9 protein-coding genes are annotated in these 12,979 nt (G+C 46.3%); all 9 read right to left on the reverse strand.

From position 1 onward, the window contains the following. Positions 1–4: 4 nt before the first annotated feature. Genes DWX28_RS06390 through DWX28_RS06430 form a run of 9 tightly spaced genes read right to left on the reverse strand, consistent with a single transcriptional unit; the run spans position 5 to position 12,850 of the window. The gene (locus DWX28_RS06390) at positions 5–1,849 is read right to left on the reverse strand and encodes a glycosyltransferase 87 family protein (protein ID WP_022214433.1); all 1,845 of its coding nucleotides are present in this window, start codon (positions 1,847–1,849) and stop codon (positions 5–7) included. Continuing rightward, entirely contained in the window at positions 1,846–2,823 is a 978-nt protein-coding gene (locus DWX28_RS06395) for a glycosyltransferase family 2 protein (protein WP_118252188.1), read from the reverse strand. The genes DWX28_RS06390 and DWX28_RS06395 overlap by 4 nt, the downstream gene beginning before the upstream one ends. A 6-nt stretch (positions 2,824–2,829) precedes the next feature. Beyond that, positions 2,830–3,756: an NAD-dependent epimerase/dehydratase family protein gene (locus DWX28_RS06400; RefSeq protein ID WP_158565287.1), complete on the reverse strand. Its 927-nt coding sequence runs from the start codon at positions 3,754–3,756 to the stop codon at positions 2,830–2,832. Between the two features lie 28 nt (positions 3,757–3,784). Then, entirely contained in the window at positions 3,785–5,632 is a 1,848-nt protein-coding gene (locus DWX28_RS06405; protein WP_118252190.1) for a thiamine pyrophosphate-binding protein, read from the reverse strand. A 5-nt stretch (positions 5,633–5,637) separates the two neighbouring features. Next, positions 5,638–6,954, reverse strand: coding sequence for a phenylacetate--CoA ligase family protein (locus DWX28_RS06410; RefSeq protein WP_118252191.1), 1,317 nt, complete (start codon positions 6,952–6,954; stop codon positions 5,638–5,640). Continuing rightward, the gene (locus DWX28_RS06415) at positions 6,941–8,161 is read right to left on the reverse strand and encodes a lipopolysaccharide biosynthesis protein (protein WP_118252192.1); all 1,221 of its coding nucleotides are present in this window, start codon (positions 8,159–8,161) and stop codon (positions 6,941–6,943) included. The genes DWX28_RS06410 and DWX28_RS06415 overlap by 14 nt, the downstream gene beginning before the upstream one ends. 19 nt (positions 8,162–8,180) lie before the next feature. Further along, positions 8,181–9,509, reverse strand: a complete 1,329-nt coding sequence (locus tag DWX28_RS06420; RefSeq protein ID WP_118252193.1) for a phenylacetate--CoA ligase family protein — start codon at positions 9,507–9,509, stop codon at positions 8,181–8,183. A gap of 12 nt (positions 9,510–9,521) precedes the next feature. Continuing rightward, positions 9,522–10,859 carry a lipopolysaccharide biosynthesis protein RfbH gene (gene rfbH / locus DWX28_RS06425; protein ID WP_022214426.1) on the reverse strand — a complete coding sequence of 446 codons (1,338 nt, stop codon included), beginning with the start codon at positions 10,857–10,859 and terminating at the stop codon, positions 9,522–9,524. A gap of 14 nt (positions 10,860–10,873) precedes the next feature. Continuing rightward, complete coding sequence (locus tag DWX28_RS06430; protein WP_022214425.1) at positions 10,874–12,850, reverse strand: hypothetical protein; 1,977 nt, start codon at positions 12,848–12,850, stop codon at positions 10,874–10,876. Positions 12,851–12,979: the final 129 nt, after the last annotated feature.

Here is a 12,979-nt window from a genome sequence, read left to right on the forward strand (position 1 = left end):
TTTTCTATTCCACACCTGTGATACACATTTGAAGACTGCGTTTTTCTTCATGTTCCTCACTCCGTGGTTCCACAAGCTGTGCCAAAGCCTTGCCTGCCTCTACACAATACAGACCAATTCCGCTGTTCTGTGGTGCATCGCTGGTGATCTCAAGCTGATAAGTTCTTCCACTTTCCACATCTACAGAATGTTTCAGGAAAGAATACAGCGCAGTGTTTTCTTTGAGACCGTAAGTATCCCCTTCACTCTCATAGACCACTTCCCCGGACTCTTTGTCACGGAGCACGACTTTGAGGCTGTAAAGGTCAAGGTCTGTCTCTGTATATACACGGATCTTGATGTCAGAGATTTTATTTCCGGAAACGGTGAACTCCTGAATGATCGGATGATCCCGCTCCAGCATCACGACGTTTTCCATCTCCATATTCTGGCGGCTGTTGTCAAAGAAGACTGTTTTGCCCTGCAGAACGCCCATCGCACAGACAGACATCGGAAGCACAAACGCCGCTACGCCAAAGAGAAACGCCGCGCGGATCTGCCATACCAGACCTCTGGAAATGATACTGCCTTTCTTCTTATGATAACGCGGATGTCCAAAGACAACATAAAGCAAAAGCACGATCCACATCGCTGTACAGAGAAGTTCCTGGTCATGAAATCTGTAAACATCCCACATACGCACGGCAAAGTTCCTGTCCTTAAGAATATATTTCAGGATTCCGCCATTCAGAACTCTCTCATCTACCATACTCTGGCTGCAGAAAATATACATCGCCAGCATAAAGATATTTGTGATCATCAGAAGCAGATTTCCATTCTCATTCATAAAGATATTCAGTACGAGGAACGGAGCCATCAAAAGCACCCACTGCGGATTCCATGTCGAAAATCCAAACACAGAAAAGCTCACTGCCACACAGAAAAAGACTGCCCAGGAAGCCAGAGTTTCTTCTTCCTCCACTTTTTTCTGATAAGCCCAGACCAGTACAAAGGCGGCAACTGCTGCCATCAGATTGATCCCACTGAAAAATCCCACTGTAAACGGCTTTTTGACATATTCAAGGGCACTGAAGCCAAACACATTTCTGCGGAATGCTTCTGATCCGATGTTCGGCAGGATCTCCACCATAAGCGGAATCGCCATGATGACCGCATAACGGATCAGATTTCGGATCTTTTTCTCCTTTAATAAAAGTAATGTAAGGAAATACAATGCTGCATGATATTTGAAAGTACAAGCCATTCCAAATGCCAGCGCAAACTGCCACATCCTGTTCTTCAGGAAAAAGTACAGCCCCAGCACCATAAAAAATACAGTAAAAATATCATACTGGCTGAAGATAAACTGGCTGAACACCCCCATCGGAAATACCAGAAATGCAAATTTACAGAGGAGAGATTTTTTCTCCCCGAATCCCATTTCTTTACCGATATGATAAATAAGCTGTGCGGTGATAAAATAGACGATCACCGGCAGAAGTTTGTACCACATCAGATTGACAAAACTATTTGTCAGAATCGCCTCCGGCGCATGCCCTGTCAGATAAAGCGGCAGGTTCCAGATTGCATAGGCGATAAACGTACTCGGCAGATAATTTGCCCAGTAGCCGCCGGACTGCTCATAACTTGCCTGATAAAAATCAGAAAAATGTTTATACATCAGGAAAGATCTGTTTCCTGTAAGCTTCACATCTGAATGCACACAGGTAAAAAAGAGCACTGTCAGGATCAGGATAGACACGATCCAGTCCACTTTGCACAGTTCATTGCCGTTCCAGAGCTTCATTTCTTTCCACTCTGCTCTTTTGCGGTTCAGAAAACTCTGTTTTTTTGCTGCTTTTTCTTTCATACCTTTTTGCGCTCCTCTACCTCATCCTCTTCATCTTCGTCAAAATTCAGGCGTTCTTCTTCCACGACAAGCGGCCGGTCAAGCACACGGCTGTTGATACTCAGTACATACTCACCAAGGAATCCAATAAAGAACAGCTGCAGTGCTCCAAGAAAGAACATACCGATGACCATAGGAGCAACACCGGCAGAAAAACGATCCCAGTACATCAGTTTCAACACCAGATAGACAAGTGCTGCAACCAGGCTTAAACCGCCGATGATAAATCCTGCAAATGTCGCCAGTCGCATAACAACTTTGGAATAAGAAGTAATTCCGATCATCGCATAATCGTACAGACTGTAAAAATTATTTTTACTCTTTCCGGCACGGCGTTTCGGCTGTGTATATTCGATGGCCTTGTAATCAAAGCCAAGCTCCGCAATGATCCCACGTAAATATGGCAGTGGATCATGAAGGTCACGAACCACATCTACGAACTTTTTATCGTAAAGTCCGAAACCGGTAAACTGCTCGATATGATCGATATCCGTGATCTTGTTGATCATCTTGTAATAGCAGGAACGGATCCAGTACATGCCCTTGCGCTCCTTGCTGGCACTTTTGACACCGATGACGATCTTTGTTCCCTGTTCCCATTCACGCACAAATTTCGGGATCATATCTACCGGATCCTGAAAATCTGCACACATACGCACAACACAGTCTCCATATGCCTGTTTCATTCCATAGACCGGAGAACGTGCCTGTCCGAAATTCTTGGCGTTGAAGATTGCTTTGATCTTTTTATTATTGGCACACAGTCCACGAAGCAGTGCCTGGGTGTTATCCTTGGAATGGTTGTCGATAAACAGGATCTCATAATCATATTCACTGAGATCGCGTTCCATGACTTCCGACACCGCTTTTGCAAGAGGCACTACATTCGCCTCTTCATTATAGGTGGGAATTACCACTGAAATTTTTTTCTTCATTCTTATCTATACTCCTGTTTCCTGGCTTCTGATCCAGGCGATTGTTTCTCTGATTCCCTCTTCAAATGTATATTCCGGCACAAACCCGGTGTCACGCTGCAGAGATTCCGTATCCGCACAGAGATTCATAACCGCTCCCTGTGGATATGGTCTTGCACCGATTCCTGTTTTCTCTGCCCCGGTGAGTTCTGCCATTTTGAGGATATATTCTTTGAGTGGATGAGCTTCGCCGCTTCCGATACAATATACAGCACCGTCTCTGCCTTTCTCACCGATCAGATAATAAGCTCGTCCCGCATCTTTGCTGTAAAGATAGTCCCAGCGCTGCATTGCCGGAGTGAACTCTGTCGGTTCGCCTCGAAGCATCTTGCGGAGCCCGGAAGCGATCATCGTTGTTTCTTTCTCATAAATTCCGTAAACACTGAAAATCCTCGGCCAGATACATTCCATGCCAAGCTCCCGGCAGAGCATCCCCGCCAGATGACCGGATGCCAACTTGCTCGCTCCATAAGGTGTCGAAGGATTTGTCGGACTGTCCGGTGAAATCTTGTCAATGTTCATTGGTCCATATTCCGCCTGAGAACCAGCCCCAATAAAACGTTTACAGCCAAGTGCATTTGCCGCTCTCACCGCATCCAATGTATAGCTGATATTTCTGCTCTGCAGTTCTGTACTTCTGTTTCGATTCTCACCCGTATTTCCCCAGGCAATATGGTAAAAGGTATCGCAACCCGCCGGGATCAGCTCTGGAAGGTGATCCAGAGTTTCCAGATTACAGTCTATCAGATGTATCAGACTGCTGTCCGGCAGACGGCTCTGCTTCCCGGAAGAAGACCTTATGACTGCATAGACCTCTACGTTCTGTTTTACACATTCTTCGATCAGAGCCGTACCGATCATGCTGGTGGCTCCTGTCACAATGATTTTTTTCATAATTTTCTCCATATACCGCCGGATATCCTTACTGTCTCATCTTTTCCGGAAGAGGAATGAACATGTTGGATTCCAGCTCTTCCCTGTCAAGGAACGGATACATATCTTCAAGCGGCGCGGACACCATACTTCCATCCGGAAGTTTCTTCGCAGAAGTCTTTGGTTCCGTCTTCTGATATTTCGTCACAAAAACCTCGCAGACAAAAGCTCCCTCTGCATCCAATGCCTCACTGATCGCTGCTTCAAGATCTTCGGATGCATGAACTGCTCTATACGGAAATCCATAAGCAGGCATGATCCTGGAAAGATCCGGAAAACTCAAGTCTCCGCTCTCCTCACCCACACCGACCAGCGGCGGCTTGAAATAGCTCTGCTGTGTCTGACGGATGGAATGATAACCCTGGTTGTTGATCACAAACAGTTTCACCGGCAAACGGTTCTGAAGGATCGTCTGCATCTCCTGAATATTCATCTGCAGACTGCCCTCACCTGTCACACAGACAACAGCTTTGCCTGGCTGTGCGACTGCAATTCCTGTTGCCGCCGGAAGGCAGAATCCCATCGAAGCTGTGTTTGGATTTGTGATAAAGCGCTGTCCTTTTTTGACCTGGAACGCCTGACTTCCTGCCACTCGGGAAGTTCCCACGCTGACCATGAGAGTTTCGTTTTCCTTCATGGCTTTGGAGAGCTCTCCGTAAAAAGCATAGATATTTGTGCATCCTTCTTCCAGTGTTTCATAATGCTTCTCAGTCACAACCGGATACTGTTTTTTCCAGAGGAGACACTGTTTTCTCCAGTCTTCTCCCTTAAACAACGGGTATTCTTTATCTGCACCGCGCTTCTTCGCCTCAGCGAGAAGTCCACGGATCAGTTCACCTGCATCTCCGACAACCGGAAGGCTGACATGAAGGTTCGGTTTCTTTAATTCATTTTCATCAATATCATTGAGGATCGTATAGCTTTCTCTCGCCCAGTCCTGATACTGGAAACCAGTCTGTGCAAATCCCTGACGGTTTCCAATGGAAAGCAGCACATCACTGTTCTGCAGGGCAAAATTTCCCGGGCGCGTTCCTGTTCCGCCGCTTCTTCCCACGAAGTACGGATGATCGGATTCCAGCGCATCCACACTGCTCATTCCGGTCACGACCGGCACACCAAGTACATCGACCAGTTCATGGAACTCCTCGATCGCGCCTGCAAGACGTACACCATTTCCCGGTGATAATACCGGGCGGTGGCTTTCCTCTATTTTATCAAGGATCTTCTCTATTGTTTCCTGCAGGATCTCCTGTGGTCTCTGTTCCGGATTTTCTGCAGGATCATAAGCTCGGAGACTCTCTGTCTCTATGATCGCGCCCTGCACATCCAGTGGAAAATCCAGCCAGACTGGTCCTGGTCTTCCTGTTGCTGCCATGTAGAGTGCTTTTTCCAGATGATAACGGATGTCTTCCGGATGAATGACCATATGTGCATATTTGGTGATAGAAGCGACTACAGGAACAATATTACACTCCTGAACGCCCATGCTGCGAAGCGGAAGTCCGCTCGCCGGAACTGTCGTGGCATATCTCGCCTGCCCGGAAAAAACAAGCATCGGAATAGAGTCCATCCAGGCACCCAAGACACCTGTGATCGCATTTGTCGCACCAGGTCCTGTCGTCACGCAGACAGCTGCCATACGGTTATCCATCCTCGCATACGCTTCTGCTGCCATCGCACACGCCTGCTCATGATGCTGATAAGTGCAGTGCAACTTCGGATGATGTCCAAAAGAATCGTTCATATGCATCGCACCGCCGCCAGTCACGGTAAACACATCCCGGATGCCCCACTGTGCAATACGATCAGCTATATAATCAGATACTTTCTGCTTCATTCTGCCTACTTCCTTCCATCCCATTTGTTTTCACATACCATAAATTTACCGGATGCCTGGATCGGGATCTCATCGACATAAGTAACTTTGATCTCTGCATCTTCCCCGAGATAATGGCGGTATGCTGCCAGAACTTCATCGATATCAAGTTTTTCCTGATCCGCATTCACAAGAAGCTCATAATCCTTCTCGCCCCACTGGATGCATTTTGCCTGGTAAACAATACCCTCAAATTTCAGAAGTGTATTCATAAATACATGGATAGAAAGCGGTTCGCCCTTGGTGTTGTACATCAGAGAACCTCTTCTGCCGTAGATCTCTACATATTTACCATGCACCCTGCCCTTAGGATCATTATACATTCTCATGATTCCCGTATCACCGGTATCATAGCGGACCATCGGGAAAGTCTTGTTATAATAGTCTGTGACAACGATTCTTCCAAGTTCCCCTTCTTCTGCCGGTTCATCAGAATCCAGTTTCAGGATCTCCGGATAAAAATTGTAAAGATCAATGGTATATTCCGGATCCTCATCCAGCTGGATCGCAATAAAACCATTCTCATTATTTCCATAAGAACGCACCGGAGAAAATCCAAACAGCTCTTTTGTCAGGTCATAAGTTTCCTGTGGAAGCGCCTCTCCCATAGAGAAAACCAGCTCCACATCCCATTTACTGATGTCTCTGTGCGTTTTTCTGAGATACTGTGTCAGTGCTGTCAGTGCACTGGAATATGTGACCAGTACCTGGATCTTCTTTTTCTCGATATCCTGGCAGATTTTTTCCAGAGAATCGTCTCCCATGTTGGAGATATCCACCATGATCAGATTATTTTTGAAAGATTTCCACTTACTGATCGTATTTTTTCCCTTTATCCACGCACGGAACTCGCCGCGCTTCATTCCCATACGGAAACCGTTCAGTTCCATACAGGAGATAAAGTTCATATTTACACGGCTCATCTTGTCGCCATCGCAGAGTACCGTAAACGGTGTTCCTGTAGAACCACTTGTACTCAGACGGTACAGCTTTCCCTGTTCCTCGCTGTTGTCCACAAGGACCTGGTCATAATTTTCTATAAAATCACCTTTGGTCATTACCGGAAAATCCTTAAGTTCTGTCCATTCCGGATGATCTTTATAATAAGGAGAGTGTTCTTTGACATAATCCAGAAGAACATGGATCCTGCGATCCATATATTCCTCTGTCACACCCTCAACGATCTCTCGTTTGTTTACTTCTTTTAATTTTTTGAGCCTGCCGCCTTTTGCAGCGTCGAGAAGATCAAATACCACTCTTCTCAGAACTTCACCTGTCTGCATTGCTGCCTCCTTTATCTTTTCCTGCCTTTACCAGTCCCAGAATGATGACTGCTGCCACTCTGAGGCTGTTCGCCCCAAGGGACGCCCAGGCAAAACCAATCATACCATATGCTCTTGCTGCCAGCACAGAAGTCACCAGCAGAACCGCAAAATGTGCAAGCTGGATCCACAGCTGCCATTTTTCATCTGTAAATGTAAGTACCAGAATAAACAGAAATGCGGAAAATAGCCCAAGGATCTGCGCGAGATTTACCACTGTGACAAGCCCTTTGACAGAATCATAGAGGTTTCTGTAGAAAAGCCATACAAACAGCGGCGTTCCCACCTGACATGCAAGAAAGAACACAAGGCTCACACCGCCGCCCGCAAGAACTGCCTTTCCAAACTGTGAACGTGTCAGCAGTTCTTTGCGTTTCGTCAGATAGGAGATCACGATCGTATTGATCGGTGCGATCAGAAGCACCAACGTCTTTCCGATCAGAGACACAACATAATACCAGGTGACCTGCTCATTTCCAAGCACCTGTTTGATCACAAGGCGGTCCATATTCATGGTCGTATTTGTGATCAGATAAGACATTGTAAGGAAAAAACCTCTTCCCAGTGCTGTCGAAAAATACTGGCTTCTCTGAAAGAACTGATGAAAAACACTTCCCGTCAGTCCTACAAACAGAAGAGCCGCGCCCTCTCCGATCAGATAGATCCATACCCACTGACCAGTCACGTAATAAACGCCAAAACCCGCAAGATATCCGAGCCCGATCAGCAGATAATAAATAAAATATCTCTTATAATTCAGGTTAAGACGATATTCCACATCTCCATAATACCGGAATACAGTAAACATAAACAGCAGAAAAGCACCGATTGCCATAGGAATGCTTTCCAGACTGTTCCTCGACATCCAGAGTGCCACGCCGCTGCCGATCGCGCCGAACACAAGAAGGATCCAGTCATAATCGCCGTTCGTTACCGCATAATTCCTGCGTACTACAAGGCGGCTGGTGTTCAGTGCCTGACCGACAGACGGACACACGATCGCGATAAGACCTGTGATATAAAGAAGTCCGCCGAGCTGTTCCGCGCCCATCACTCTGTTCAAGAGCGGTGTGATCACGATCTGCAGCACCGCATTCATAAAGATCAGTCCACCCATGGTGTACAGGGTGTTTACTGCAATACTTTTTTTCTGTTCCTTTTTTTCCAATCTTATTCCTGCCCCTCTGTCAGCCACAGATTCCCTTGTGATCCTGATATTTCTCACAACGGTTTTCTATGTATTTACGCTTTCCGGAGGCGAGCACCGGAATCTCATCTACGATCTCTACTTTGATCCTTGCTTCATCGCCAAGGTATGGGCGGATCCTGCCAAGGATCTCTTCCTGATCCATCTTTGCCGGATCTCCGTTCAACCAGATCGTATAATCCTTCACATCTTCCTGGATGAAACGATACTGCTTCACGCCTTCGATATCCCAGAGATTGTTTGTGATGATGTAAGGTGTCACGGCATTGCCTTTGCAGTCGTAGATCAGATCACTTCTGCGTCCGTAAAGCTCGGACAGATAAAGCTTGAAGCGACCATTCTTTTCCTTGCGGACTGCCACCGCAGTATCTCCATTGTCATAACGGAGGATCGGAAATGCATAATTAAAAAGATCCGTGATCACGATACGTCCCAGCTCTCCCGGTTCCGCAGGCTCATCAGAATCCATCTTGAGGATCTCGTAATAATAGGTTTCTGTATCAATACGGTATCCCTCATCTTTCTCATTCTGAAGTCCCATGATTCCGTTTTCTTCGTTGGAATACCAGGCTCTTACCGGGCAGCCGAACTGTTTTTCCAGAGTTCTGCGGACCGGTTCCGGCATTGTCTCAGAGATCGGAATGATCGCCCGGACGCTGCAATTGCTGCAGTCTCTGCCGGATCTGCGGATATAGTCGCTCAGTTCTCCCAGCGCAGAAGAATAACCGACCAGGCATTTTACTTTTTTCTTCTCGATCGTATGGAACATCTCTGCCAGTGCCTGTTCATCCATGCGGGAACTGTCCATCATGATCATATTTTCCTGGATAAGCTGAAATTTACTCTTTTTGACATTATTTACCCAGACGCGGATAAAAGCTTCCTTCATTCCGATGTAGTAGCCAGCCGCGGCTCCCAGGAAAATGCCGCCTGCTGTGTTATGGCGGATCTTATCTCTGTTCTGGATCATGCGGAGCGGAGTTCCCGTGGAACCACTGGTGCACATCACACGGTTATCCGGTGCATCCTTGTATGTGGAAGATATGAAACGGTCATACTGCTGACGGAACGTATCTTTGTTTACCACCGGAAGGTCCTTCAGTGAAATATCTTCCGGATAATCTTTGTAAAAATCTGTTGTTTTTACTGCATGGGCGATCAGATCCTGAATCTTTTTTTCTGTTTCTTCAACAGAACTGCCTTCCTTCCAGGCGTAACGGATCTGGTCATAATATTCCCGGATCTTGCCACCCTTTGTCTTATCCAGCATCCAGAAGCCCATCCAGCGAAGTCTTTCATCTAAAATCATATTTTATTCTCCTCAGTTCAGAGCTTCTTTGATCGCATCTGCCATTGCAGAAAGCATCTCATCTGTCATTCCCGGATAAACACCGATCCAGAAAGTATCTTTCATGATGCGGTCTGTATTTTCAAGGCTTCCGGCAATACGATATCCCTTACCAGTAGCACGCATCTGGTCAAAGCACGGATGTTTTGTCAGGTTTCCGGCAAACAGCATACGCGTCTGAACACCTTTGGATTCAATCTCCTGAACCAGTTTATTTCTGTCCACGCCTTCTTTGCAGGTGATGAGGAAACCAAACCAGCTCGGTCTGGAGTTTTCACACGCTGTCGGAAGAATCAGTTTATCCTCGGTTCCTTTGAGTGCTTCTTTCAGGTAGTTGAAGTTATGGATTCTTCGTTCTACGAAAGACGGGAATTTCTTAAGCTGCGCGCAGCCTACAGCAGCCTGCATATCGGTCGCCTTAAGGTTGTATCCGAAATGAGAATATACATATTTGTGATCATATCCTACCGGAAGTTCTCCATACTGACGGTCAAAACGATGTCCACATAGATTGTCCTGTCCCGGTGCACAGATGCAGTCTCTTCCCCAGTCTCTTAAGGATCTTGCGATCTTATTCAGAAGAGAATTATTGGTATAGACAGCACCGCCCTCGCCCATCGTCATATGATGCGGCGGATAGAAACTGGAAGTTCCGATATCACCGATCGTTCCGGTCAGTTTCTCCTCTCCGTCGATGGTATAAACAGAACCCAGTGCGTCACAGTTATCCTCGATCAGCCAGAGGTTGTGACGGTCGCAGAAGTCTTTGACTGCCTTAAGGTCAAATGGATTTCCAAGAGTATGTGCAAGCATGACTGCCTTGGTCTTTGAAGAATATGCACCCTCCAGAAGCTGCGGATCGATGTTGTACTGCGGGATCGCCACATCAACAAAAACAGGAACAGCTCCGTACTGGATGATCGGTGCTACTGTTGTCGGGAATCCTGCTGCGACAGTGATGACTTCGTCTCCCGGAAGGATCTGACGTTCCTTAAGGAGCGGGGAAGTCAGTGTCATAAATGCGAGCAGGTTCGCAGAAGAACCGGAATTTACAAGGGAACAGTATCTTACTCCCAGGTATTTCGCAAATTCGTGTTCAAATTCACTGGTGTAACGTCCGGCTGTCAGCCAGAATTCCAGAGAACTGTCCACAAGATTTACCATTTCTTCTGAATCATAAACACGGGACGCATATGGAATACGGTCGCCCTTTTCGTATGGTTTTTTGTTATTATGGTATTTTTCGCAGTATTCTTTTGTCAGCTTGAGGATCTCTTCTCTCGCCTGCTGTTCTGTCATTTCTTCAAACATAATTTTCTCCCTTATCATCGTTTTGTAAAGTATCTGAATTCCTCATTATAAAAGGAAAATCTGTTGTTTAATTTATAAGTATCGCAGAACCACTGGTATGTCTCCAGATCATTTCTCTGCCAGATTCCCAGTGAAGATTTATTTGTAAAAACTGCCGGTGCATCCTCTGTTTCAAGCTGTTCTTTCAGTTCTTTCAGAGAATCCGGGCGAACTGCCATGTCGCTGAAGTCCATGGTAAAACACTGTGTGCTCCAGTGGAGCATGCTGTAGACTTCTGCCACATTCAGACCGAATGCATGCGTATTTGCAGGCACAACGGCTGCCACCTGCTGTGCAAAATCTTCAAACTCTGCCGTGTTGTGGAAGTTTTCTTTGATCTGACTGTTCTGTGAAAACTGCAGTACATTTCCCGTTCCCATTGCCAGTACAGAGGCCGCACAGATAAGTCCGATCCCGCCCCGCATAGCTTCATAAAAAGTACTGCGGGCGATATTTTCCCAGCCATTTTTTCTTACAAAATCCATTCCGTACTGGGCAAGATAAGCCGCCAGAAGAACGGCTGAAAGGCTGATACAGTCCAGGTTATGGTAGGATGGACGGTTCATATAATAAACAAGGCATCCCAGTGCACCGACACTGAGAAGAAAGACCAGATCTGTCTCCCAGCGGCGTTTTTCTTTGTCTCCAAACCAGCCTGCGATTCCCATTGCAACGCCAGTCAGAAACAGTGTGATCACTGCCATATATGCACTTGGATACGTTGGCAGATCGAGATGAAGTGTATCTGTCATGTATCCGTCAGAAAGCAGCGGAATCAAAAAGTCTCTCACCGAATTCATCGGACTGTGTTTGGAAAGATTATAAAGATTTACGATCCCATAAGCGCCCGCAAAAGCAAAGATCATGCCTGCACATTGCGCTCCGACAGAAAAAAACAGTTCCCGGATCTTCCATTTTTTTCTGGAAAGCAGTCTTGAAATATAAAGTCCTGCCCATGATACTGTGAGAAGAAGTCCTGTCTCTGTATTCCACAGGATTGCGAGCATACAGAGCAGATATCCACCTGCCGCAGTCCAGAGATTACTCCATTTTTTCTTAAGGATCACTGTTCCATAAAGAAGGAACAGCATAGGAAAGATCACTCTGTGCGGCCACACCTGCCAGTAGTATCCACCGCGCATTCCAAGCACCGGAAATGTCAACGCAAGTGCCGCAAGGATACGCAGAACTCTGCTTCTGACAAGCATCTGCAGCACCAGAAATGCACAGATATAAGCCAGTGTTCCGATGCCTGCGATCATCAGTACAAATGCACGGAAATCACCATGGACCAGTTTCATCGGAATCTTGAAAAACAGCCCGTAATGGCCATAAATACTTGTCACATTGTGTGTATACGGCATTCCCTGATATACATTATAAACAGAGTTAAAATATGCATGTGCATGATAATTATCACCCTGTTCGCCTCTTCCGTAAATGTTCGGCGTATACATGCAGTAAAAGATCAGAACCACAAATGCCGCATAGGTAAGCCAGACGATCCATTCGCCTTTTTTCTCCTTAAGAGAAAGGTTCTCGTACATCCAGAAAAACACTGCAAGCTCTGCCAGAAACAGAAGGATCATCACTGCAAGCGGCTGTGTGTGCCAACCATATTTCATAGAAACTGCTCCTACCTGTTCAGTCTCTCTTGACACGCATACGGTCCAGAATGGAAACTGTGATGCCAGAAGGATCACCAGCGAAGCTTTCTTAAATGCAGTACTTTCCAACAGACCCGGACCATCTGTCCAACATCCGGTCAGTGCCATTACACCAAGGAACAAGATGCAGAACAAAACCAGCGTCATTCCATAGATAAGAATGTTGTTATTTCCAAGTGCACTGATCCGGTCAGAAAGCCCCGGAATCAGAAAACACCCCAGAAAAAAGCATGCTGTCAGAAGCCACGCTGCCAGTCCGCAGACAATTTCCCGATTCTTTTTCATATATTTATTTTTCCTTTTCTATACATTCTGTTTCAGGTATGTTACTGTTCACTCTGTTCACAGTAACTTGGTCAAAATGCATTCCAAATCACCTTCGGTGATGGCATTTTGCCCCGTATGTCTCGGGAT

Origin of the sequence: Blautia sp. AF19-10LB, from assembly GCF_003461245.1 — a bacterium.
In the GTDB taxonomy this organism is placed as follows: Bacteria; Bacillota; Clostridia; order Lachnospirales; family Lachnospiraceae; genus Blautia_A; species Blautia_A intestinihominis.